Origin of the sequence: Microbacterium jejuense (assembly GCF_019511665.1) — a bacterium.
In the GTDB taxonomy this organism is placed as follows: Bacteria; Actinomycetota; Actinomycetes; order Actinomycetales; family Microbacteriaceae; genus Microbacterium; species Microbacterium jejuense_A.
The window spans coordinates 62,507-86,486 of the sequence record NZ_JAEUAW010000012.1; the positions used below are offsets into that span (position 1 = coordinate 62,507).

16 protein-coding genes and 1 tRNA gene are annotated in these 23,980 nt (G+C 69.7%); 10 read left to right on the plus strand and 7 right to left on the minus strand.

Annotated elements, in window-relative coordinates; translation table 11 throughout:
• Positions 1-182 precede the first annotated feature (182 nt).
• Both JNB62_RS14735 and JNB62_RS14740 read left to right on the plus strand, forming a co-directional pair.
• Positions 183-8,426: a prealbumin-like fold domain-containing protein gene (locus JNB62_RS14735; protein ID WP_220301653.1), complete on the plus strand. Its 8,244-nt coding sequence runs from the start codon at positions 183-185 to the stop codon at positions 8,424-8,426.
• A 239-nt stretch (positions 8,427-8,665) separates the two neighbouring features.
• Positions 8,666-9,628, plus strand: a complete 963-nt coding sequence (locus JNB62_RS14740; RefSeq protein ID WP_220301654.1) for an endonuclease domain-containing protein — start codon at positions 8,666-8,668, stop codon at positions 9,626-9,628.
• Between the two features lie 208 nt (positions 9,629-9,836).
• Here the strand turns inward: JNB62_RS14740 and JNB62_RS14745 are convergent, their stop codons facing one another.
• Genes JNB62_RS14745 through JNB62_RS14755 form a run of 3 tightly spaced genes read right to left on the minus strand, consistent with a single transcriptional unit; the run spans position 9,837 to position 11,409 of the window.
• Complete coding sequence (locus JNB62_RS14745) at positions 9,837-10,067, minus strand: helix-turn-helix domain-containing protein (RefSeq protein ID WP_220301655.1); 231 nt, start codon at positions 10,065-10,067, stop codon at positions 9,837-9,839.
• Complete coding sequence (locus JNB62_RS14750) at positions 10,064-10,786, minus strand: DUF2975 domain-containing protein (RefSeq protein ID WP_220301656.1); 723 nt, start codon at positions 10,784-10,786, stop codon at positions 10,064-10,066. Before JNB62_RS14750 ends, JNB62_RS14745 begins: the two co-directional genes overlap by 4 nt.
• The gene (locus tag JNB62_RS14755) at positions 10,786-11,409 is read right to left on the minus strand and encodes a hypothetical protein (RefSeq protein WP_220301657.1); all 624 of its coding nucleotides are present in this window, start codon (positions 11,407-11,409) and stop codon (positions 10,786-10,788) included. Before JNB62_RS14755 ends, JNB62_RS14750 begins: the two co-directional genes overlap by 1 nt.
• A 211-nt stretch (positions 11,410-11,620) precedes the next feature.
• Here JNB62_RS14755 and JNB62_RS14760 point away from each other — a divergent pair, with 211 nt between their 5' ends.
• The 6 genes from JNB62_RS14760 to JNB62_RS14785 all read left to right on the plus strand — a co-directional run bounded on the left by JNB62_RS14760 (position 11,621) and on the right by JNB62_RS14785 (position 17,608).
• A complete protein-coding gene (locus JNB62_RS14760; RefSeq protein ID WP_220301658.1) occupies positions 11,621-14,146 on the plus strand; it encodes an ATP-dependent Clp protease ATP-binding subunit in 2,526 nt (841 codons plus the stop codon).
• An 87-nt stretch (positions 14,147-14,233) separates the two neighbouring features.
• Complete coding sequence (locus JNB62_RS14765) at positions 14,234-14,737, plus strand: amino-acid N-acetyltransferase (RefSeq protein WP_220301659.1); 504 nt, start codon at positions 14,234-14,236, stop codon at positions 14,735-14,737.
• A gap of 78 nt (positions 14,738-14,815) precedes the next feature.
• On the plus strand, positions 14,816-15,520 hold the full coding sequence (locus JNB62_RS14770; RefSeq protein ID WP_220301660.1) for a hypothetical protein: 705 nt from the start codon (positions 14,816-14,818) through the stop codon (positions 15,518-15,520).
• A gap of 200 nt (positions 15,521-15,720) precedes the next feature.
• Positions 15,721-16,446 carry a gamma-glutamyl-gamma-aminobutyrate hydrolase family protein gene (locus JNB62_RS14775; protein ID WP_220301661.1) on the plus strand — a complete coding sequence of 242 codons (726 nt, stop codon included), beginning with the start codon at positions 15,721-15,723 and terminating at the stop codon, positions 16,444-16,446.
• Positions 16,443-17,159 carry a FadR/GntR family transcriptional regulator gene (locus tag JNB62_RS14780; RefSeq protein ID WP_220301662.1) on the plus strand — a complete coding sequence of 239 codons (717 nt, stop codon included), beginning with the start codon at positions 16,443-16,445 and terminating at the stop codon, positions 17,157-17,159. The genes JNB62_RS14775 and JNB62_RS14780 overlap by 4 nt, the downstream gene beginning before the upstream one ends.
• 38 nt (positions 17,160-17,197) lie before the next feature.
• Entirely contained in the window at positions 17,198-17,608 is a 411-nt protein-coding gene (locus JNB62_RS14785; RefSeq protein ID WP_220301663.1) for a dehydrogenase, read from the plus strand.
• A gap of 208 nt (positions 17,609-17,816) precedes the next feature.
• Here JNB62_RS14785 and radA read toward each other — a convergent pair whose 3' ends face one another.
• From radA to JNB62_RS14800, 3 genes are all read right to left on the minus strand, one after another.
• Positions 17,817-19,187, minus strand: a complete 1,371-nt coding sequence (radA, locus tag JNB62_RS14790; protein WP_220301664.1) for a DNA repair protein RadA — start codon at positions 19,185-19,187, stop codon at positions 17,817-17,819.
• Positions 19,188-19,254: 67 nt separating this feature from the next.
• Positions 19,255-20,208: an L-lactate dehydrogenase gene (locus JNB62_RS14795; RefSeq protein ID WP_220301665.1), complete on the minus strand. Its 954-nt coding sequence runs from the start codon at positions 20,206-20,208 to the stop codon at positions 19,255-19,257.
• A 135-nt stretch (positions 20,209-20,343) separates the two neighbouring features.
• A complete protein-coding gene (locus tag JNB62_RS14800; protein WP_220301714.1) occupies positions 20,344-21,711 on the minus strand; it encodes an MFS transporter in 1,368 nt (455 codons plus the stop codon).
• A gap of 163 nt (positions 21,712-21,874) precedes the next feature.
• Between JNB62_RS14800 and JNB62_RS14805 the strand changes: the two genes are divergently transcribed.
• The gene (locus tag JNB62_RS14805) at positions 21,875-22,738 is read left to right on the plus strand and encodes an LLM class F420-dependent oxidoreductase (RefSeq protein WP_220301666.1); all 864 of its coding nucleotides are present in this window, start codon (positions 21,875-21,877) and stop codon (positions 22,736-22,738) included.
• A 68-nt stretch (positions 22,739-22,806) separates the two neighbouring features.
• Positions 22,807-22,897 (plus strand) — tRNA-Ser (locus JNB62_RS14810).
• 321 nt (positions 22,898-23,218) lie between these two features.
• Here JNB62_RS14810 and JNB62_RS14815 read toward each other — a convergent pair.
• Positions 23,219-23,863, minus strand: coding sequence for a TetR/AcrR family transcriptional regulator (locus JNB62_RS14815; RefSeq protein ID WP_220301667.1), 645 nt, complete (start codon positions 23,861-23,863; stop codon positions 23,219-23,221).
• Between the last annotated feature and the right edge of the window lie 117 nt (positions 23,864-23,980).

Here is a 23,980-nt window from a genome sequence, read left to right on the forward strand (position 1 = left end):
GATGCCGCGGCCGGCGGCATCCCGGAACCACGCAGTTGGGCGAGAAGTGCTCGCTATCTGCGGTTCTCGTCGATATGGTGAGCGGACGGAGGGCTTTCCCGAGGGGAGCATCGGTGCGCAGGACCTGGCTTCGGAAGAAACCGGAAGCAACACCCACGGGGAATCCTCGTGCTTCGATCGTCGTGCTGGCCACGGTCGGTCTGCTCGCCGGCGTCCTTCTGCCGATGGCGCCGACGGCGCCCGCGCCGACAGCCGAGGGGGCGACCTTTCCCAGCGGGCTGCAGACCGGATTCCAGCTCAACGGCCACAAGGCACGGACCACCGGCGCGCCGCCGACGCAGTTCGACTGGGACGACTTCCTGCAGCCGCCGCCCACGCAGAGCCAGACGCCGGTGCTCGTGCCGACGGCGCCCTACACGACGGCGCAGGGGCTGTCGTCGACCGGGATCTTCCAGGCCACGTTCTCGTGGGATGACGGCAGCTTCAACAACTGCGCGGGCAACGCCGACCCGACGGTCGGTCAGGGCGGCACCACGATCAACACCAATCCGTGGGTAACGCGCGCTCAGAACGCCAGCGGCGCGGCAGACCTCTGCAGCGCGGGGTACGCCGTCGAAGCGCTCTCGGACGGCGACGGCCTGCGGCACTTCATGCTCTACGGCTACTTCACGCGTGCGAGTGGCGGCAGTGCCTCGTTCGCGACGGCGGTCGTGTTCGAGGGTCCCGCGCCCGGGCGATGCGACGACGTCATGCTCGACGTGCTCTGGCCGGACGGCAATGCGGTGCTGCGCGAGTGGGTTCCGACCTCCGGCAACTGCGACGCCGTCGACGGCCCCGGGCAGTGGCTCGAGTCGAACCGGGCCATCGACTTCACCCATGCCTCGGGGGTCCGAACGGAGGGACCGAACCTCAACACCGATCCGAACACGTTCTTCGAGTACGGCATCGACCTCACGAACGCGGGGCTGTTCGGCGACTCGGTGTGCTCGACCTACACGATCGGCACCACCTTCTTCCGCTCCTCGCAGAGCACCACCTCCAACCTGGGCGACTTCTTCACCGCCCAGGATCCGATGTCGGTGGCGAACTGCGGCACGCTCTCGGTGACGAAGCAGGTGTCGCCCCCCGGCACGACGGACGACGCCTTCGGCTTCACGGTCACCAACGACACGTCTCAGGGTGTCGTCATCCCGCCGGATCAGACCTCCATCGCCGACACCGTCCGCAAGGACGAGACGAAGGTCTACGAGGGCGTGATCTCGAGTCAGTCGCTGCATCTGGAGGAGACGGGACTGCCCGAGAACTGGCAGCTCGAACGAGCGGTCTGCACGTACGTGGATCGCACCGGCGTCACCCGTCAGGTCGACGTGACGGAGCCCTCGACGCCGTTCACCCTGCAGGGCGGAGGACGGACGGACTGCGTGCTCACGAATACGGCAGCCCTCCTCACGGTGACGAAACAGACGCTGCCCGACGGGTCGGATGCGCGCTTCGGGTTCACTGTCGACGGAACCTCGCAGGGCGACCTCGGAGACGGGGAGAGCTTCACGATCGCGGTGCCGGCCGGCACCGTGCGGATCGCGGAGGCGGAGGCCGACGGGTGGATCGCGCCCGATTGGTCGTGCTCGAACGGTCAGAGCGCGCAGGCGACAGCCGCGTTCGAGGTCACCGCCGTCGTCGGCGACAACATCACGTGCACCGTGACGAACACGCAGTTCGCGACGCTCACCATCGAGAAGCGCGTTCCGCTGGATCTCGCCGGAACCACGTTCTCGTTCGAGTCGGCGTTGCTCGGCGACTTCGAACTGACGCCGGTCGACACCGGCGTTCCGGGCTTCGCGATCGCCACCAGGACGTTCTCCGGTCTCGCGCCGGGCGACTACAGTGCGGCGGAAGTGCCGATCGACGGCTTCGACCTCATCTCGCTCAGCTGCTTCGATCCTCCTTACGGCTCCGACGCGGACCTCGAAGGCAACACCGCGGAGATCACCCTCCGCCCCGGTTCGACCGCCACGTGCTCGTTCACGAACACGCTCACGCCGCCACCGGAGCGGGCCAACCTCACCATCACGAAAGAGACCAGGCCCGTCACCGAGTGGGACCAGGATTTCGCCTTCTCGATCACCGGCCCCCAGTTCGACGAGACCGGGCCCGAGTCGGTCTCGCTCAACACGATCGGCGACGACTGGTCCTGGACCGCCGACGTGCTCGCCGGCCAGTACGTGATCACCGAGGAACAGCTGCCCGGGTGGTCCCTCGACTCGGCCGTGTGCAGTCGTCAGAACGGCGATCCTGTCAACCACACCCTCGTCGGCAACACGCTCACCGTCGAAGCGGTGTCGGAAGCCAACATCACCTGCACCTTCGTGAACGCGATGGAGCCGGCACAGGCGCGGATCACGAAGACCGTGGCCGGCGTCGGAGCGGGGCAGGCATGGAGCTTCGACGTCTCCCTCTCGCCCGCACCCGGCGACACCCGTGCGCTCGCCGGTCAGGGGCCGGGTTCCACGTCGACGACCTGGGGCGAGCTCCGGCCCGGGCAGCGGTACGTCATCCGCGAGGCGCCTCGGGCGGGATGGGGCATGGGGGCGATCAGCTGCGCGGGCGTGACCGACCTCGACACGGATCCGCTCTCGTTCACCTTCGACGCCCAGATCGGGCAGCAGCTCGAGTGCGGCATGACGAACACCGCGCAGACGTCGAGCTTCTCGCTGCGCAAGATCTCCAGCGGACTCTCGTCGGACTACGACTGGTCGTATCAGGTGCGGCTGACGCGCGTGTCGACGGGCGATTCCACCGAGCGGACCATCTCGGGGGTCGGCACCTCGGCCGTCACCGAGGCGTGGAGCGACCTCATCCCGGGTGAGGTGTACGAGCTGACAGAGATCGACCTCCCGGACGAGGTGCAGCAGCTGCTCACCGGCTGCACCGGCGGCACGGCGGAGTCCATTCCTGGCGGCATCCGATTCACCGCTCCGCTCGCAAGCGGCGCGACGCCGACGATCCTCTGCAACCTGCAGAACATCGCGCAGCCGGCGTCGGCGACGATCACCAAGACGACGACGAGCGGCAACGGCGGTGCGTTCCACTTCGACCTCACCGCCGTGGGCACCGGCGACCCCGCCACGACGATCACCATCAACGCCGTGGCGGGCGTGGGCACCGGATCGTTCGAGCTCGTGCCCGGTCAGCTGTACACGATCACCGAACGCGACCAAACCGGTTGGATCGAGGGTGATCCGAGTTGCACCGTGACACCGAACGACGGCCGCGATCCCTACACGATCGACCCGCGCGAGGAGTTCTCGGTGATGGTGGGCGACGTGGTCGCCTGCGAGGTCGAGAACAGCCCCGCACCGGCCACCGTCACGTTCACCAAGACCGTCGAAGGACTCGCGGTGAACACGCCCTGGTCGTTCCCCGTGACGCTGACCCCGGGCGGTGGTGAGGGCGTCGCCAAGACCGTGTCCGGCACCGGCACCGGGCCGGCCAACGCGGCCTCGGTGAGCTGGACCGACGTCGACGCCGGCACCTACACCCTGGCCGAGGGAGGCTTGACGGGATGGGATGCCGGCGAGATCACCTGCACCGGTACCACGATCCCCGGCGGACAGGCCGGATCCATCACGATCACCGTGCCGCAGGGCGGGTCGGTCGTCTGCGTCGCGACCAACACCGCGCAGACGGCGACCGTCAACGTCATCAAAGAGACCACGGGCATCGGCCCAGGCGTCCCGTGGTCGTTCGACTTCGGGATCAGCCCCGCTCCCGACGGACAGCCGAACCCCGTGACACTCGCCGGCACCGGCCCCGGGACGGCCGGCCCACTCGGGTGGACGGCTCTCACGCCCGGCGCGCTCTACACGATCGACGAGACGGCCGAAGCGGGGTGGAACAGCGCGCTGGAGTGCCGCGTCGTCGGCGGCCGCATATTGACGGACGTGTCGTTGCTCGCGAGCTTCCAGTTCGTCGCGGAGCCGGGAGCCTCCTACATCTGCGAAGCCGGCAATGCGGCCGTGCCCGGCAGCGGCACGATCACGAAGACCACGGTCGGCGGCGACGGGGTGTTTCCCTTCGTCCTCGACACGGTGCCGTCGTCGTCGCCCACGACCGTTGACGTCACGACCACCGACAACACCGGCACTGCGCCGCTGCCCCCGCTCACCCCCGGACTGCACTATTCGCTCACCGAGCCCCCGGTGGAGGGCTGGACCTCGACGGCGGCGCTCGCCTGCACCCGCACGCCCATCTCGGGCGGGCCGCCCGTCCCTGTCGCCGATCTCAGCGACTTCACCGTCGACAACGGCGATGTGTTCGCGTGCACCGCGACGAATGAGCAGCTCGGCAAGGTCATCGTCTACAAGGAAGTCCACGGCACCGGCGACCAGGTGCGCAGCTTCGACTTCACGAGCACGCTGCCGGGTCACGAGAGCTTCACGATCGACGGCGTACAGGACGACGGCGAACTCGTGGCGTACGAGATCGACGACGTCGTCCCCGGTGAGGGATTCTCGTTCACCGAGGTGCCCGACACGGTCGCGCCCATCACGGACCTCGCCGACCTCGCCTGCACCTACGGCGGCAGCGACCACACCGGTGACCTCGAGACCCGCACGGCGACCTTCTCGGTGCTGCCCGGTGAGACCACGGAGTGCTACTTCACCAACGCGGTGCCCGGCACGATCGTGCTCATCAAGCGCTCCGTGCCGCCGAACTACACGCAGCAGTTCGCCTTCACGATCGAGGGTCCGAGCATCGCATCCGAGGATGAGGCGTTCACGATCAACTCGAACCCCGCGATCGACGGTGCGCTCCGCAGCTGGAGCGATCTCGACCCCGGCGACTACGTCATCACGGAGGGCGAGATGCCCGCGGGCTGGCACTTCAACGACGCGCCTGCCACCTTCTGCAACACGACCGAGATCGACTGGGCGGTCGATGCGGAAGCACAGTCGCTCACGATCGACCTGCCGCTCGGCGGCGTCGTCACGTGCTACGTGTCGAACCGGGCCGACACCGCGTCGGTGTCGGTGACGAAGTCGGTGAGCGGGGTCGATCCCTCGCTCGCCTGGTCGTTCCCCCTCAGCATCACGCCGACGGGTGGGATCACCGATCCGACCAAGACCGTGTCGAGCACGGGATCGCCGACGGCGACCTGGACCGGCCTCACGCCCGGCGTGACCTACACGCTCTCCGAGCCGACGGGCACCGGGTACACGACACAGGGCTACACCTGCCGTGACGTCGCGACCGGAGACATCGTCGCAGACCTCACCCCCGAAACGCGCAACTTCACGTTCGTGGCAGTGCCCGGGCTGCAGCTCACGTGCGACCTCGAGAACGCCGCCGTGCCGGCCGGTGTGTCGATCACCAAGACGGTCACCGGCGTCGCCTCCGTCCTGGACTGGTCGTTCGACCTGAACCTGGCGTGGTCCGGCGGCTCGGAAGGCACGAAGCCGCTCGCGGGCACGGGCAACTCGACGACGGCGCCGGCGACCTGGACCGACCTCGTGCCGGGGCGCCAGTACACGCTCACCGAGACGCCCCAGGACGGATGGGCGCAGGGTGCGATCTTCTGCAACGGCGTCGTCGGCCAGACGGGTTCGTTCACCTTCACCGCGCAGCCGGGTCAGACGCTGAGCTGCACGATCTCGAACGCCGGGCGCGCGTCGGGTCTGACCGTCCAGAAGGTTGTCACCGGTGTGGCCGCGGACCTGTCGTGGAGCTTCCCGCTCACCATCTCGCCGGCCGCCGGCGTGTCGGGCGCCCCGCAGCAGAACCTCGCGGGAACCGGAGCCGTGCCCAGCGCGTCCGCCAGCTGGGCGAGCCTCGTGCCGGGCACGAGGTACACGATCGGCGAGACCCTGCCGCCCGGCTGGACCCTCGACGACGTCGTCTGCGTGGGTGCCGAGGTCGAACAGGTGCTCAACGTCTTCAGCTTCGTCGCACCGCTGAGCGGCCAGGTGGCCTGCACCGTCACGAACCTCGCCGCGCAGGCGTCGCTGACCATCGAGAAGACGGTTGCCGGCGTCGCCGACGACTACGACTGGTCGTTCGACATGTCGCTCACGCCCGAGGCCGTGCCTGCGAACCCGCTCACGATCTCGGGCACGGGCGCCGCGACCGAGTCCGAAGCGTTCGCAGAGCTCGTACCGGGCACGCTGTACACGCTCGCCGAGGCCCCGCAGGAGCAGTGGAGCACGGACGGCTTCACGTGCACGGTCCCCGACGCCGACACCGCGGCATCCGGCTACCAGTTCCGGGCGGGGATCGGCCAGGCCATCACGTGCTCGATCACGAACACCGCCGCCCCGGCGACGCTGTCGTTCGTCAAGACGGTCGCCGGCGTCGCCGACGATTACGGCTGGTCCTTCCCCGTCACGCTCGACCCCGCCGCGGGTGACGTCTCGACGCAGGATGCCGCCGGCACCGGCAGCACGTCGTCCGAAGCGCTGGCATGGCAAGGTCTCGTGCCCGGGCAGCGGTACGAGCTCACCGAGGTCGCCGACGGCTTCGCCGCGGGGGAGTTCGACTGCGGCATCCGCGGCGAGCCGATCGAATCCGGCGCAGCGTTCACGCCCGAGCCCGGCGACGAGATCTCGTGCGCGGTGACCAACACCGCGATCGCGCCGACGGTGTCGATCACCAAGACGGTCACGGGAGTCGCCGACGGCTACGACTGGAGCGTCGACGTCACGATCGACCCGGCTGCCGACCCGTCAGCCACCCAGACGCTCGCCGGAACGGGCCCCGGCACGAGCGATCCTGCGGAGTGGACGGGACTCGTGCCCGGCGGCACCTACACCGTCACGGAGGACTCGACGGGCTGGAGCCTCACCGACTTCGCGTGCGACGCGGACGGCGCCGAGCCCGTCGAGGGCGGGGTGACGTTCACGGCGCTCCCGGGCGCCGAGATCCAGTGCGAGGCCGAGAACGCCGCCGTGCTCGGCAGCGGCACGATCGAGAAGACGGCGGTCGGCGGAGACGGGTCGTTCGACTTCGTGCTGACGCCGGAAGGCGGCGCCCCGCAGACCCTCACCGCGACGACGACGGACGGCCACGGCAGCGTCGACCTTCCGGACCTCACCCCGGGCATCGTGTACTCGCTCGAGGAGTCGGCGGCACCGGGCTGGCGCGTGACGGAGGCGCTCGCGTGCGAGGTCACGCCTCCCGGTGGTCAGCCCGTCGGCATCGAAGACCTCGACGCGTTCACCATCGACCCGGGCGATGCCGTCTCGTGCACCGCGACGAACGAGAAGCTCGGCCGCATCGTCGTCGTCAAAGCCGTCGACGGTGACGACGCGACGTTCGACTACACGGGCACGTGGCTCGACGAACAGGAGTTCTCGATCACGACCTCGGGCGGCACTGGAAGCGAGGCGTTCGACGACGTGGCGGCCGGCACGTACACGGTCGCCGAACTGCCGGCAGACGGCTACGAAGGCACGTCGCTCGAGTGCGTCGGCGGCGAGTCGGGCGCCGACGGACTGACCGGGATCATCGACCTGCAGCCGGGCGAGACGGTCACCTGCACCTTCTCCAACACCCAGTGGGGCGTGCTGGTGGTCGACAAGTCGACCCAGCCCGCCGGGGCGACCGCCGCCTTCGACTTCGAGTGGGGCCCCGTCCACGGTGCCGCCGAATCGTTCTCGCTCACCGACGGCGACGAGCCCTTCACGACCTCGCCGCTCGAGCCGGGCGAGTACACCGTGAGCGAGCTGCAGGATCCCGCGTGGGACCTCAGCGCGCTCGCCTGCACGGGTTCCAGCGGCGAACCCGTGATCGATGCGGTGAGCGCGACCGTCCTGGTCGCGGCGGGTGACACCGTGCTGTGCTCGTTCACGAACGCGCGCATCGCGCAGTTCTCGGTGACCAAGACCGTGTCGGAGCAGCCCGTCTCGCTTGGCGGCGATCAGTACCGCATCGGCTATCGCCTCGTCGTGACGTCGGTCGGAGACACCGAGCAGTCGTACGACCTCGACGACCGGCTGCAGTTCGGCACGGGGATCACGATCGTCTCGGCGACGGTGGTCTCGGAGGACGACGTGCCGGTGGAGGCCGGCTGGAACGGCGTGGACGCGGTGCGGGTGGCCACGAACGCGCCGCTGGCGGCAGGGGCGTCGCACGTCTACACGGTGACGGTGGTCGCCTCGGTGCCGAGCTCTGTCACCGCCGACGCGCGCCGCTGCGTCGACGGCTCCGACCCGACGACCGCCGGCGGCCATCTCAACACCGCGTCGGTCGGCTCCGACGGTGTCATCGACGGCACCGCCGAAGCCTGCGCCGACGCCCTCCCGCCGACGCCGGGGCCGGGACCCCTTCCGCCGACCGGCGTCGCATTCGTGTCGTCCCTCGCTCTCGCCGTGCTCCTCGCCGGCGCAGGCGTGGCCGTGCTGCTGTTCTCGCGCCGGCGTCGTCGCGCCTGACCGGAACCGGGTGGATGCCGCGGGCCGCGGCATCCACCCGGTCTCAGTCCGCGCGCACATCTTCGGCTCCCCTGTCACAAAGTGCCGTCGATCGCCGCGGGTTGCGACAGGGGAGCTGAGAGTGAGACGGGGCGGGGAGGCTCCTCCCCTCGAGGTCGCAGGCGCACCTGGGGGCCGGGTTGTCCACATCGACGGCTGGACCCGTCGGGAAGGCTGTCGAAGTTGCGAAGAGTGAGGGGATGCCTCGGACCAGCCTTCCTCCCCAGCTCGGCGATCGCTTCGTCGTGGCGGACGCCATCGCCGCGGAGGTCAGCCCGGCGCGCCTGCGAGCCAGCGATCTTGACGCCCCGTTCCACGGCGTGCGCGTGCGCGGCGATGCGGCGACACCGGACGCCGTCGCCTTCGACAGCTTCGGGCGCCCGCGCGGAGAGCACGAGATCGAGCATCTGATGCGCGCTCTGGCATACGGTGCACGATCGTCGGAGTTCGAGTTCGCCAGTCACATCACGGCCGCGATCTTATGGGGATGGCCATTGCCGTTGCGGCTGGTGAGCGGCCGCGCCATCGACATCGCGGTGGCCGAGCCGCGCCGGCTGCCGCGCAGCCGAGGCGTCCGAGGTCACCAGGTCGTGGGGAAGGTCTCGGTCGTGCGAGAGCCTCGCACCGGGTTGCTGGTTTCCGACCCCGCGACGACGTGGGCGATGCTCGGAAGGATCCTCGCCGACCCGTATGACCTGATCGCAGCGGGCGACGCGGCTGTGCGCACGTGGCGCGTGGCCGAACCGCAGACCACGATTCAAGCGCTCGAGACTGCGACGAGACGCGGGCGGCGTGTCGGGATCGGGCAGCTGCGCGCTGCGCTGCCCCGAATTCGCACCCGATCCGCTTCGCGTCCTGAAACGTACTGCCGGCTCACCCTTGTCGATGCGGGTCTGCCAGAACCCGAGCTCAATTTCGAGGTATTCGAAGGCAACGTGCGACTCGGTGCCGTCGACCTGGCGTACCCCGCGCATCGGGTCGCCATCGAGTACGAGGGCGAACACCACTTGCTCGACCCCGCGCAATGGGACTACGACATCAAGCGATACGAGCGGCTGGCTGCCGCGGGGTGGATCGTCGTCCGGGTGACCAAGACCGAGCTCTTCGGCAGCCCGCGAGAGTTCGTGCGTCGCGTCCGCGAGGCGATCCGGTCTCGTGCCTGACCCTGCCCTGAGGCGTCAGGGGCCAGCCTCCTCGCGCTTCCCCTGTCTCAAGGCGCGCCGCTGCCCCGCAACTCGTGACAGGGGAGCAGCGCCCTCCCCCCCGCTTCCGCTCGCCCAGGTCGGTGTGCCGGCTCCCCTGTCACAATCGGCGCGCTACGGAGACAGTCTGTGACAGGGGAACAGGACGGAGCCGGCATCCACCCGGGTCTCAGTCCGCGCGCACCAGCAGCTCGCCGATCTCGCAGTCGAGCGCGCGGCAGATGGCCGACAGCGTCGAGTAGCGGATCGCGCGGGCGCGGTCGTTCTTGAGGATCGACAGGTTCACGACCGACACTCCGACGAGCTCCGACAGGCGCGTGAGCGTCATGCCGCGAGCTTCGAGCAGCTCGTCGAGCCGGCAGTGGACGCCGGAGGGTCCTTCGTCGTCGGCCGGGCTCATACGAGCAGATCCGTCTCGCGCTGGATGCGGGCGCCGTGCCGGAAGATCACGGCCAGGGCCGCCAACGCGAGCGCAGCGCCGATCGGCCACACCGGCAGCGTCATGGCCAAGCCCGACGGCGCTGTGTCGCCGAGCGCCTCGAGTGCGGCGAGGTATCGGCCTGCGGTCAGCAGCACGTCCGATGCGATCCCCGCGGCGAGCACCGACACCGCCGAGATCATCAGCCAGCGCGACGCGTCACGGGCGAACGGCCGGCCGGCCGCCGCGAGCCGGCAGAGCCTCGCCACGAGGACACCGGGGATCGCCGCCACAACCCATGCGCACACGCTGCCGACGAGCAGAATCGCCTTCACCCCGGCCGACAGCGCACCGATGTCGGCGTTGGCGGTGACGATCCACGCGCAATACAAAGTGGGCTCGTCGAACGTGTCGCTCCCCGGCTCCTGGCAGGGGAGCGGGAGCGGCCACTCCACGCTGACGGGCAAGCCGGTGATCGTCGTCGTCGGCGAGACGAGGAGCGCCACGACACCGGCGATGGCGCCGAGGCTGACGAGCGCCACCCAGACGCGGGCCACGGCGCCCGTGACATCCAGCACCACCGACGCAACGCGCCGGCGGCGGGCGTCCCACACCAGCAAGCCGAGCGCGGCGCCGATGACGGCGAGCACCACGAGCGCCGCGATCGAGAGCCCGACCGGGTCGCCCCATCCGATGGTCATCACACCAGTCCCTCCGTCTCGCGCTGCAGGCGCGTGCCGACCTCGAAGGCCATCGTGACCAGTGCGAGCGCGAAGCCCCAGCCGATGGGGGCGAGGTCGAGCTGCAGCATGAACGTCCAGAACACGTCGGTGACGGCCTCGTCCGTCGCGGCGAGATCCTCCACGAGGAGCGCCCGTCCCCACGCTCCTGCGAGCTGACCGAGCCCGCCCGCGATCACGAGGCACGCCGCGATGCCGATCGCCGCCGGCATCGACGCGCGGAACGGCTTCGCCCTGATGAGCGAGACGCCGAGCCACCAGGCGATCGCGCAGACGCCGATCGTGGCGAGGGCGGGCAGCGCGCCCTCGAGCAGCAGCAGCCAGGCGACGCTCGTCGGCAGGGCCGCGAACGTCACATCGGCCGACGTGTAGACGGCCGCCGTCACGTCGGCGACGCCGTCGAGTCCCTCCACGTCGCCGCCGATCACCGGCATGGCGATGGTCGGGCTGTCGCCGAACACGGCGATCGCGCGCTGCACGATGGCCACCAGCGCCGCGATCCCGACGCTGACCGCGCCGGTGGCGATCACGCCGAGCACGACCCCTTCTCCGAGCGACACGCGGGTGCGCGGTGTGGACTGCATGACCATCCTCGTCTCCATATCGATAAACGTTGTTATCGAAAAACGTTAAACCCTGTGGATGCCGCGATGCAACCCTTCGACAAGCTCAGGGACCGAGGGGCGGGCGCTATGCCCACGGCGAACACGGCCGTGCGCTCCCGGGTGCCTCGTTACCCTCGATGTAAGGCGCAGTGGGTCAACCGACCCGAGGTGCCCCGGAGGAGTGAACGAGATGTTCGAGAGATTCACCGACCGTGCCCGTCGTGTGGTCGTCCTCGCCCAGGAAGAGGCGAAGATGCTCAACCACAACTACATCGGCACCGAGCACATCCTGCTCGGTCTCATCCACGAGGGCGAGGGCGTCGCCGCCAAAGCCCTCGAGAGCCTCGGCATCTCGCTCGACGCCGTGCGCGAGCAGGTGCAGGACATCATCGGCCAGGGTCAGCAGCAGCCGACCGGCCACATCCCCTTCACCCCGCGCGCCAAGAAGGTGCTCGAGCTGAGTCTGCGCGAGGCGCTCCAGCTCGGCCACAACTACATCGGCACCGAGCACATCCTGCTCGGCCTCATCCGCGAGGGCGAAGGCGTGGCGGCCCAGGTGCTCGTCAAGCTCGGCGCCGACCTCAACAAGGTGCGCCAGCAGGTCATCCAGCTGCTGTCGGGCTACCAGGGCAAGGAGCCCGCGGGCGTCGCCAGCGGAGCCGGCGAGCAGACCCAGGGCAGCACCCAGGGCGGATCGCAGGTGCTCGACCAGTTCGGCCGCAACCTCACGCAGGCCGCGCGCGACAACAAGCTCGACCCGGTGATCGGGCGCGAGAAGGAGATCGAGCGCGTCATGCAGATCCTGTCGCGCCGCTCCAAGAACAACCCCGTCCTCATCGGCGAGCCCGGTGTCGGCAAGACGGCGGTCGTCGAGGGTCTCGCCCAGGCGATCGTCAAGGGCGATGTTCCCGAGACGCTCAAGGACAAGCAGCTCTACTCGCTCGACCTCGGCTCGCTCATCGCCGGCTCCCGCTACCGCGGTGACTTCGAAGAGCGCCTGAAGAAGGTCACGAAAGAGATCCGCACGCGCGGCGACATCATCGTCTTCATCGACGAGATCCACACCCTCGTGGGTGCGGGTGCCGCCGAGGGCGCGATCGACGCGGCATCGATCCTGAAGCCGCTGCTCGCCCGCGGCGAGCTCCAGACGATCGGTGCGACGACCCTCGACGAGTACCGCAAGCACTTCGAGAAGGATGCCGCCCTCGAGCGCCGCTTCCAGCCCATCCAGGTCGCCGAGCCGAGCCTGCCCCACGCGATCAACATCCTGAAGGGCCTGCGCGACCGGTACGAGGCGCACCACAAGGTGCAGATCACCGACGGCGCGATCGTGGCGGCGGCGAACCTCGCCGACCGCTACATCTCGGACCGCTTCCTGCCCGACAAGGCCATCGACCTGATCGACGAGGCCGGCGCTCGCCTGCGCCTGTCGATCCTGTCGAGCCCGCCCGAGCTGCGCGAGTTCGACGACAAGATCGCCAAGGTCCGTGAAGACAAGGAGCGCGCCTCCGAGGACCAGGACTTCGAGAAGGCCGCCGCCCTGCGCGACGAAGAGAAGTCGCTCCTCGCCGAGCGTCTGCGCCTCGAGAAGCAGTGGCGCTCGGGCGACGTCGCGTCGCACGCGGTCGTCGACGAGGGCCTGATCGCCGAGGTGCTCGCCCAGGCCACCGGCATCCCCGTGTTCAAGCTCACGGAAGAGGAGTCGAGCCGCCTCGTCTTCATGGAGAAGGCGCTGCACCAGCGCGTCATCGGACAGGAGGAGGCGATCGCCGCCCTCTCCAAGACGATCCGCCGTCAGCGTGCGGGCCTCAAGGACCCGAAGCGCCCGTCGGGCTCGTTCATCTTCGCCGGTCCTACCGGTGTCGGAAAGACCGAGCTCGCCAAGGCGCTCGCCGAGTTCCTCTTCGACGACGAGCAGGCGCTGATCTCGCTCGACATGTCGGAGTTCGGCGAGAAGCACACCGTCTCGCGTCTGTTCGGTGCCCCTCCCGGGTTCGTCGGGTTCGAAGAGGGCGGCCAGCTCACCGAGAAGGTGCGCCGCAAGCCGTTCTCGGTCGTGCTGTTCGACGAGATCGAGAAGGCTCACCCCGACATCTTCAACTCGCTGCTGCAGATCCTCGAAGAGGGCCGCCTGACCGACGGTCAGGGCCGCGTCATCGACTTCAAGAACACGGTGATCATCATGACGACGAACCTCGGTTCGTCGGCGATCGCCGGTGGCCCAGTGGGCTTCCAGGTCGAGGGCGACACCGGCACCACGTACGAGCGGATGAAGGGCAAGGTCAACGAAGAGCTCAAGCGCAACTTCAAGCCCGAGTTCCTCAACCGCGTCGACGACATCATCGTCTTCCCGCAGCTCGACAAGGACGAGCTGCGCCAGATCGTGGGTCTGTTCACCAAGCGTCTCGGCGAGCGTCTGCTCGACCGCGACATGACGGTGGAGCTGACGGATGCCGCCAAGGACAAGCTCATCGAGATCGGCTTCGACCCGACCCTCGGGGCCCGCCCGCTGCGTCGTGCGATGCAGCGTGAGGTCGAGGACCGCCTGTCGGAGAAGATCCTGCACGGCGAGCTGAACCCCGGCGACCACGTGAAGGTCGACGCCGAGAACGGCGAGTTCGTGTTCGAGCACGGCCCGCGCGGCGAGAAGGTCGCGGTGGGTGTCGTCCACAACGGCGAGATCAGCGCGACGCCCGACCTCGCGGCGAACGCCTGACGCGCAGCGCAGAGACAGACGAAGAGCGGATGCCGGCGGCATCCGCTCTTCGTCGTTCCGGCGTCCGCGGGGCTCTACGCTGGACGGGTGGCAGAGTTCACGATCCGGCCGGCGCGCACACCCGATATCCGGCGCATCCAGGCGCTCCTCGAGCCGTTCGTGCAGCGACGCATCCTGCTCGGCAAGGACCTGGTGGTGCTGTACGAGGCCACGCAGCAGTTCATCGTCGCCGAGGACGCGGACGGCGAGCTGATCGGCTGCGGCGCGCTGCACGTCATGTGGGAGGACCTCGGCGAGGTGCGCACGCTCATCGTGGCCGACGGGTGGCTGCACCACGGCGTGGGCCGCGCGATCGTCGAGCGGCTGGAGCAGAACGCCCGCGCTCTCGGGCTCTCGCGGCTGTTCTGCCTCACCTTCGAGGTGGAGTTCTTCACCCGCCGGGGCTTCGAGCCCATCGGCGAGCAGGTCGTCGACCCCGACGTGTACTCGCAGCTCATCCGCTCTCCTGACGAGGGCGTGGCCGAGTTCCTCGACCTCGCGCACGTGAAGCCGAACACGCTCGGCAACACCCGCATGCTCAAGCGGCTCTGACCTTCGCGCACGCTGAGGGTTTCGCCACCCGGCGCGCGCCGGATCGGGATGCCGCCCACCGCGGTTTAGCCTGTCAGCATGACCGGCACCACCCCGCGACGTCGTCACTCCCCGGCGGTGTACCGCCGTCGGCGCCTCGTGCTGCTCATCGGGCTGCTGGTGATCGCCGGAGTCGTGTGGCTGCTGATCGCACAGCCGTGGGCCGGCGTCGCGGACGACGCGGCCGCCAAGGACGACGCGTCGACGACGAAGCAGAATCAGACCGACTCGCTGCCGGTGCCGTCGTCCGGCGCCACCGACGCTGCGGGAGACGCGGGAGCCACCGGTGGTGCGACGGACGGCACTGCGTCGCCGACGCCCGGCGCCACCCCGACGGCACTGCCGTGCGTGGCCGGTGACGTCGCCGTCGAGGCCGTGACCTCGGCCGACACGTACTCGGGCGACCAGACCCCCCAGTTCACCATCAAGCTCACCAACAACGGCCCCGACTGCACGCTCAACGTCGGCACCAGCGCCCAGTCCTTCACTGTGACGAGCGGCGACGACGTCTGGTGGCGCTCGACCGACTGCCAGAGCGAGCCCAGCGACATGATCGTCACGATAGCCGCCGGCCAGACCGTCTCGAGCGCCTCGCCGCTGGCGTGGGACCGCACGCGCTCCGCCGTCGGCACATGCGCCGACGCGACGCGTCCCCGAGCTCCGGGCGGCGGCGCCTCGTACAACCTGTCGGTCGAGATCGGCGGCATCCCGTCGACCCAGCCGAAGCAGTTCCTGCTGTACTGAACCCGCGCTTTGCGCGTGCTGCCCCGAGAGACCGCGGAGCGGGGCGTCCCCCCGGACCGCCCCGCTCCCCGCACCGGGTGTTGGCCGAACAACCGGTCGTGCGTGCTTTCGACGATTGTCACCCCTATTGGTACGCTGTGTCTACCTTTGCGGCGGAACTTTTGAGGGGATGGTGGGAGTTGGGGTCCACGAGGAAGCCGGTGATCGGCCTGACGACCTACCTTGAGCTCGTGACGCAGGACGTCTGGCAGGAGCGCGGGGCGTTCCTGCCTGAACCGTACGTGACCTCGGTCACGGCGGCGGGCGGCATCCCGGTTCTGCTGCCGCCGCAGCCCGCGGCGGAAGACGTCGTCGACGCCGTGCTCGAGCGTCTCGACGGGCTGCTGCTCACCGGCGGTCTCGACGTCGACCCCGCGCTGTACGGTGCCGAGCGGCACCCGCTGACCGATCCTGCCCGCCCGGATCGCGACGCGTGGGAGCTGGCGCTGTTCCGCGGCGCCGAGCGCTGCCGCATGCCCGTCCTGGCCATCTGCCGCGGGCTGCAGCTCGTGAACGTCGCTCGTGGCGGGACCCTCCACCAGCACCTGCCCGAGGCGCTCGGCACTGAGCGCTACTGCGTCGGCGGCGGTCAGTACGCCATCAACGAGGTGACCGTCGACAGCGGATCCCGGCTCGCAGAGCTCATCGGCCCGGGCGAGCTCGACGTGCACAGCTACCACCATCAGGGCATCGAGCGGCTCGGCGAGGGACTCGTCGCCACCGCGCGCGGCCAGGAGGGTCTGGTCCAGGCGTTCGAGTCCGACGGCGACGACTACCTCGTGGGCGTGCAATGGCACCCCGAAGCGAACACCGAGGATCGCCGGCTGTTCGAGGGACTGGTGGCCGCGGCATCCATGTTCTCGCTGGGATCCGCGCTGCCCGCATGACCGACGCGCCGCTGGCGGAGGTGCGCAAGGCCGTCTACCGGCCGGTGCGCGAGGGCAACGCGCTCGAAGACACCACGGCGCGGCTCGTGCAGACCGTGCGTCTCGGCGTCGTCGCGCCGGGGGAGTCGCTGCCGTCGGAGCGCGACCTCGCCGCCATGTACGCGGTGAGCCGCGACACCGTGCGTGAGGCGATCCGCGAGCTCGCCGACGCCGGGTACCTGGTGCGGCGCCGCGGACGCTACGGCGGCACATTCGTCGCCGACCCGCTGCCGCAGCCCGAGAACCCCCGCGACGTGACCGCGGAGGAGCTGGAGGACGTGCTCGGCCTGCGGCGCGTGCTCGAAGCCGGTGCCGCCCGTGCCGCCGCCGCCCGCACGCTCGACGCAACGGCGCGCGACGAGCTCTGGGCGCGATACGAGGCCGTCGCGGCGGCGACCGAGTCCGACTACCGCAGGCTCGACACGCAGCTGCACCTGGCGATCGCCGAGGCCGCCGGCATCCCTTCGCTCGTCGCGCTCGCCGCAGACAACCGGGCGCGCGTGAACGAATGGCTCAACACGTTCCCGCTGCTGCACCGCAACATCGAGCACTCGAACGCGCAGCACGAGCGCATCGTCACCGCGATCCTCGCGGGGCGCCCGGAGGCCGCCGTCGCGGCGATCCTCGAGCACCTCGCGGGCTCGGAGGCGCTGCTGCGCGGGTTCCTCTCGTGAGCCGTCGTCAGGCCTGAACCACTGATTAGGCTGATGGAGTGGCAGGCAAGAAGCGCGTGAAGAAGTCGAAGGAACCGCTGGAGTTCCGCAACACGCAGCTCAGCGACGCGCTGCAGACGCAGGACATGGCTGCCGTCGCCTTCGCGCTGCGTCACGGTCCCACCGTCGTGCCGCTCATGAAGCCGGGGCAGCGCGACAATCCGCTCGACGTCGGCGAGGTCTGGACCTACCGCGACCCGAACACCGGCGACCTCGCGCTGCTGCTGTTCAGCGACGCCGCCCACAAGCCCGCCGCACTGCCGCCGGCCGTCGCGCTGCAGTCGCCGGGGTGGCTGCGCGCGTTTCTGGAGACGCACAAAGACAGCATCACGACGGTGTTCTTCGACATCGCCGGTCCGCATCCCATGCAGGCGGCCCCGGTCGACATCATCGCGGCACTCGACGCCTGACGGCGGGCATCCGCGACACTCCGGGCCCGGTGCCCTGCACCGGCGCCTCGGTTGGGCATGCTCGCGGGGTGGAATACCTCCTCGTGGGCATGGTGTGCGCGGCGGGACTCGTGATCCCGATCGCGCTCGGCTTCGTCGACCCGCAACGACGCCGCCGTCCGCGCGGTCGGTGACCGTCGCTGCGGCAGCGCTCGCCTGCCCCGAGAGGTCAGAACTCCGGGACGTCGTCCCCCGGGCGGCCCTTCGTCCGCGCACGGACGTCGTTGAGGGCGCCCAGCAGGCGGCCGGAGCGGTCGTCGATGAGGTCGCGGTAGCCGAGCCGTGCGGCCTCGGTCCGGCGCTGCGCTGACTGTGTCACGGGACGGATCTCGCCCGCGAGGCTCAGCTCGCCGACCGCGGCGATGTGCCGGGGGATGGTGAGGTTGGTGACCGCGCCGGCCACCGCCAGCGCGATCGCGAGGTCGGCCGCGGGCTCGACGAACCGCACTCCTCCCACGGTCGAGACATAGACGTCCTTGTCGGAGGTCTTCACGCCGACCCGCTTCTCGAGCACCGCGAGCACGGTGGCCACCCGCGCGGCGTCGACGCCGCTGACGATGCGGCGCGGATTGGGCGACTTGCTCTCGATGACGAGCGCCTGCACCTCTACGGGCAGGGCGCGGCGGCCTTCGAGGGCGATCGACACGCACGTGCCCGGCTCAGTCGTGCCGTGCCCGAGGAACAGCGCACTCGGGTCGGGGACCTCGGCGATGCCCGCACCGGTCATGTCGAAGCATCCCACTTCGTCCGTGGGCCCGAAGCGGTTCTTGAGCGCGCGGACGAACCGCAGCGACGTCTGCCGGTCGCCCTCGAACTGGCACACCACGTCGACGAGGTGCTCCAGGATGCGGGGGCCGGCGATCGACCCGTCCTTCGTGACGTGGCCGACGATGATCGTCGGGATGGCGCGCTCCTTGGCGACGCGGATCAGGGTCGCCGCGACCTCGCGCACCTGCGACGGGTGCCCGGCCATGCCCTCCGACAGCGCGGACGACACCGTCTGCACCGAGTCGACGATCAGCAGCTCGGGGGTGACCTCGTCCACATGTCCGAGGATCGTCGCGAGGTCGGTCTCGCTCGCGAGGTACAGCTCGTCGTGCAGCGCGCCGGTGCGCTCGGCACGCAGCCGTACCTGCGCCGTGGACTCCTCGGCGCTCGCATAGAGCACCCGTCGCCCCGCGCGCGCCGACTGCGCGGCGACCTCCAGCAGCAGCGTCGACTTGCCCACGCCGGGCTCGCCCGACAGCAGGATCGCCGCGCCGGGCACGATGCCGCCGCCGAGCACGCGGTCGAACTCGCCCACGCCGCTGGTGCGGCGAGGGACATCGGACGTGTCGATGTGCGTGATCGGTCGGGCCGTCCGCGCGGCGCCGGGCGCCACCGGTGTCACCGATCGCAGGATGCCGGTCTGCTCGGCCGCCTCGACCACGGTGCCCCACTGCTGGCACTCGCCGCACCGGCCGACCCACTTGTGCGTCGTCCACCCGCATTCCGTGCACCGGTACGGCGCGGTCTGCGTGGGACGTCGGGGTGCGGCCATGCGATCAGCGTACGTGCGACCCCCGACAACCGCCCCGACGGCGGGCCGGGGCATCCGCCGACGACGGTCAGCCACGCAGCGAGTCGGCGACCTCGCGCAGCGCGTCGGCCGAGCGGTGGAACAGCTCCAGCTCGCGAGCGTCGAACTGCGTCTCGCGGATCGGCACGGCGCCTGCGGCGCTCACCACCGACGGCACCGACAGGGCGACGCCGTCGACGCCGTGGAAGTCGTGCAGCACGGGCGAGACCGGCATGACCGCCCGCTCGTCGTTGAGGATCGCCTCGATGATGCGGGCGCTCGACAGGCCGATCGCGTAGTTCGTCGCGCCCTTGCCCTGGATCACCTTGTAGGCGGCGTCGCGCACGTCGACCGCGATGTGGTCGAGCTCGTCGGTGGTCATGCGGTCGCCGCGGGGAGTGACCCACTCCAGGATCGGGACGGTGCCGATCGTCGCCTTCGACCACAGCGGGAACTCGGTGTCGCCGTGCTCGCCGACGATGTACGCGTGGACGCTCGAGGTCGACACGCCGGCGCGCTCGGCCAGCTTCCAGCGCAGACGTGACGTGTCGAGCACGGTGCCCGACGCGAAGATGCGCTCGGGCGGCAGGCCGGTCTGCTCCTGCGCGAGCACCGTGAGCACGTCGCAGGGGTTGGTGACGATGACGTAGATGGCGTTCGGGGCGGCCTCGAGCAGCTGCGGCATCATCTTCTTCATGATCCCGGCGTTGACGCCGGCGAGCTCGATGCGCGTCTGCCCCGGGTCCTGCTTGGCGCCGGCCGTGATGACGACGACGTGCGAGCCTTCTACGACCGACAGGTCGCTGCCGCCGATGATGTCGCTCGAGCCGGTGAACTGCGTGCCGTGCGCGAGGTCGAGCACCTCGGCCTCGACCTTCTGCGTCGCGATGTCGTACAGCGCGACGTGCCGCGCCGATCCCCGGATGAGTGCCGCGTACGCGGTGCTCGCGCCGACGCTTCCGGCTCCGACGACGGTGACCTTCGAGTTCTCGATGACAGCCATGCGGCCAGTCTTGCAGGGCAGGTGGCGGCGGGGCCAGCGCGTTCGGCCGTGACTATCGACGGAGAGTGGATGCCGCACCCCGGCGCGTCGCGACGCCCGGCGTGACAGCAGCACGGGGTGGCGGCATCCACTCGATCAGGACGGCTGCTGATCAGTGTCGCGCGGCGGATTGCGGATGCCGAGGAACGACGTGATGCCGCCCGCGATCATGAGCGCGGCGGTCGCGATGGCGGCCCGGTGGAAGCCGTCGAGGTCGAGGGACCCGCCCACGATGACCGCGAGCAGCGCGACGGTGACGAGCCCGGCGACGCGGGCGACGGCGTTGCTGACCGCCGAGGCGATGCCTGAGCGTTCGGGCTCGATGGCGCCCAGGATCGCCGAGGTGAGCGGGGCGACGGTGAGCGCGAGGCCGACGCCCATCACGATCATGCTGGGGAGCACCTGCCACCAGTACGAGAAGTCCTCGGTCGTCGTGAGCAGCAACAGTGCGCCGACGCCCATCGTGATCGGGCCGACCGTCATGAAGAAGCGAGGACCCCACCTGCCGCTCCACGCACCAGCACGGGAACTCAGGAAGATCATGATGATGGTCATCGGCACGCTCGCGAGGCCCGCGAGCGTTGCCGAGAGGCCCGCGCCCTCCTGCAGGTACACGACGACGACCAGGCCGTTGAGGGCGAGTGCGCCGTAGATGAAGGCGGTCGCGACGTTGCCCGTCCAGAAGTTGCGCACGCGGAACAGGTCGAGCGGCAGGATCGGGCTGCGCGCGTACCGCTGCCGCAGGATGAACGCCACGAACAGCACGGCGCCGATGACGAGCGGAAGCCAGATGTTCGGCGCGGCCCAGCCCGAGTTCGGCTGCTCGATCAGGGCGTACACCATGCCGCCGAGGCCGAACGTGCACAGGACTGCGCCCAGCCAGTCGATGGATGCGTCGGGATGCCGCACGTCGTGGAACCCGCCGCGTGCGAGGAGGATGAGCGTCGCGCCGATGGGCAGCACATTGATGAGGAACGCGAGCCGCCACGACACGAGGTCGACGAGCAGACCGCCGATCAACGGTCCGACGATCATGGCCGACGTCGTCATCGCCGTCCAGATGCCGATGGCGCGGCTCTGCGCCGGGCCGCTGAAGTTCGACGTGATGAGCGCGAGCGAGCTCGGCACGAGGAACGCGCCTGCCGCGCCCTGCACCGCGCGCGCCACGATGAGGAACTCGGACGTCTGCGACGCCGCGATGGCGATCGACGCGATGCCGAAGCCGATGAGCCCGATGCGCAGGACCAGCACGCGGCCGTACGCGTCGCTCACCGAGCCCGCGACGAGGATCAGCGCGCCGAGCGTGATGAGGTACGCGTCGACCACCCACTGCTGCGTGGTGATCCCGCCGCCGAGCTCGTCGCTGATGGCCGGCAGGGCGACGTTGACGATCGTGCCGTCGAGGAACGCCACGAACGACCCGAGCACCGCGATCCACAGCACGAACCGCTGCGTCGTCGCCATGCGGCCGGCCGGGGCGGCGGGTGCGTTCTCGGTCACCTGCCCCACGCTAGACCCGCTCGGCGACATCGGGGGCGGGATCCGTGAACCCCCGTCGACCCCTCGACCTCCGGCCCGCTAGCCTGACCCCTGGAGCGGGCCCAGCCGCTCCAGGAGGATGGCGCGGATGGACTACGGACTTCACATCGCGGACTTCACATGGCGCAGCGGCGCCGCCGACCTCGGCCCCGCACTGGCCGCGCACGTGCGCAACGCCGAGGCCGCCGGCATCCGTCGCATCACCGTCATGGATCACTTCTGGCAGCTGCCGGGCCTCGGTCCCGTGGAGCACGAGATGCTCGAGGCCTACGCGACCCTCGGCTTCATCGCGGCGCACACCGAAACGGCGCTGCTGCACACGCTCGTCTCGGGCGTGATCTACCGCCACCCGTCGCTGCTGGCGAAGCAGGTGACGACCCTCGACGTGCTGTCGGGCGGACGGATGGGACTCGGCATCGGCGCCGCGTGGAACGAGGAGGAGTGCCGCGGCCTCGGCTTCCCGTTCCCGCCGGTGGCGCAGCGGTTCCGCGAGCTCGAAGAGACGCTGCAGATCTGCCTGCAGATGTGGTCGGACTCCGAGGAGCCCTACGACGGCGCGATCTGGCAGCTGGAGCGCACCCTCAACTCGCCGCAGAGCATCAGCCGCCCGCATCCCTACCTGCTGATCGGCGGTGGTGGCGAGAAGAAGACGCTGCGCCTGGTCGCCCAGTACGCCGACGCCTGCAACCTCGGCGTCGGCGCCGGTGGCGAGCTGCCCACGCACAAGCTCGACGTGCTGCGCGCCCACTGCGACGAGGTCGGCCGCGACTACGACACGATCGAGAAGACCGCGATGGTGGCCGTCACGCCGGAGTCCACGGCGGCGTCCCTGGCTTCGCTGGCGGCGTCGCTGGCCGGCATCGGCTTCACCGCGACGTACGTCTACGCGGTCGGCATCGACGAGCCCTCACGCGTGGTCGACGTGATCCACGGGGCTCTCGACCTGGAGTGATTCGAGAGTGGATGCCGGCGCCCCCGGCCGATTCGCGGCATCCGCTTTCGTGACGTAAGCTTGTCGGCGGTGACGTGTCCGAGCGGCCGAAGGTGCAACTCTCGAAAAGTTGTGTAGGGTAACCCCCTACCGTGGGTTCAAATCCCACCGTCACCGCCATGAAAACCCCTGTTCAGCAGGGGTTTTCTTTTTGCTCTGACCGCGGTTTGCCCCACATCTGGTCCGGACGTGACGGGCTGGCAATGCCTCGAATGCGCGGGTCGGCCGCCGCCGGGGGAACGCGAGTCTCCGCCCACAACTCGCGAGGCTCCGCGGATTGACCCGGGTTCCGTCGATGCCAGAGACGACTCCGTGTCTTCCGGGGTCCTCCTTCTTGGGATCTTGACCACAGAGTCGGCCGCGCGTGCATCGGGAACTAGCGAGAGATGCGGCCTGAGGTCGTTCGTGTGGTCGCCGAGCAGGGCGTTGGTGATCCTCGCATCAGTCCCGCCCCGGCTCCTGCTCGGCGGGAGTGGCGACCAGGCGCATGAACACCTCGAGGAGCGGCAGCACGTCGTGATCGGGGTCCATCAGCGCTTGGATGCGCAACCCATCGATCATCGCCATCAGCATCGTCACCTTGTCGTCGGCGCTGAGCTCGTCGCCGTCCTCTGCGGTACCAAACCGCCTGCTCGAAAGGTGGGAGCGCATCCGTTCGCGTCGGGCGACGAAGAAGTCGTGCGCGGGGTGATCCGGGTTCGTCGCGGCGACCGTGATTGCGAGCCAGTTGCGCCCCTGTTCCGGATGCGCGAACTCATTTCTGAGGACGCCCGACAGCACCTGCTCGGCGGGCACGCGCGACTCCATGATGCGTCGTGCGAACTCCTCGTCGTCGGCGTCGCGCTGCGCGAGTGCGGCCACCAGCAGTTCATCCTTGCTCGAGAAGTGCCGAAGCAGTGCGGCATGTGTGACCTCGGCCCGTGCGGCGATGTCGCGAAGGGAAGAGCGCTCGTACCCGTGCTCGGCGATGCTCGACAGCGCTGCGCGGACGATCTGCGCTCGTCGGGCGGGCGTCGTTGAGTAGGGGCCGCGGCGGCGTGACCCGCTGTCGCTGAGTGCCGACGCCGATGCGTCTGTGCTGTTCATCTCCACGCCTCCGAGTCTTCCAGCACGAATGCCCGCTTGCTAATCGTAACCACTGTGGTTACTCTTCATGAAAGCTAACCACGACGGTTACTTTTGGCGGTGTCACGCCGTCAGCCG

What these genes read in the sequence shown, in the direction of transcription:
- JNB62_RS14755 (WP_220301657.1), bottom strand. Translation starts at nt 11,409, where the DNA reads ATGCAGTCCACACCGCGCACCCGCGTGTCGCTCGGAGAAGGGGTCGTG.
- JNB62_RS14815 (WP_220301667.1), bottom strand. Translation starts at nt 23,863, where the DNA reads ATGAACAGCACAGACGCATCGGCGTCGGCACTCAGCGACAGCGGGTCA.
- JNB62_RS14805 (WP_220301666.1), top strand. Translation starts at nt 21,875, where the DNA reads ATGGACTACGGACTTCACATCGCGGACTTCACATGGCGCAGCGGCGCC.
- JNB62_RS14770 (WP_220301660.1), top strand. Translation starts at nt 14,816, where the DNA reads ATGACCGGCACCACCCCGCGACGTCGTCACTCCCCGGCGGTGTACCGC.
- JNB62_RS14795 (WP_220301665.1), bottom strand. Translation starts at nt 20,208, where the DNA reads ATGGCTGTCATCGAGAACTCGAAGGTCACCGTCGTCGGAGCCGGAAGC.
- JNB62_RS14760 (WP_220301658.1), top strand. Translation starts at nt 11,621, where the DNA reads ATGTTCGAGAGATTCACCGACCGTGCCCGTCGTGTGGTCGTCCTCGCC.
- radA (WP_220301664.1), bottom strand. Translation starts at nt 19,187, where the DNA reads ATGGCCGCACCCCGACGTCCCACGCAGACCGCGCCGTACCGGTGCACG.
- JNB62_RS14745 (WP_220301655.1), bottom strand. Translation starts at nt 10,067, where the DNA reads ATGAGCCCGGCCGACGACGAAGGACCCTCCGGCGTCCACTGCCGGCTC.
- JNB62_RS14740 (WP_220301654.1), top strand. Translation starts at nt 8,666, where the DNA reads ATGCCTCGGACCAGCCTTCCTCCCCAGCTCGGCGATCGCTTCGTCGTG.
- JNB62_RS14800 (WP_220301714.1), bottom strand. Translation starts at nt 21,711, where the DNA reads ATGGCGACGACGCAGCGGTTCGTGCTGTGGATCGCGGTGCTCGGGTCG.
- JNB62_RS14750 (WP_220301656.1), bottom strand. Translation starts at nt 10,786, where the DNA reads ATGACCATCGGATGGGGCGACCCGGTCGGGCTCTCGATCGCGGCGCTC.
- JNB62_RS14780 (WP_220301662.1), top strand. Translation starts at nt 16,443, where the DNA reads ATGACCGACGCGCCGCTGGCGGAGGTGCGCAAGGCCGTCTACCGGCCG.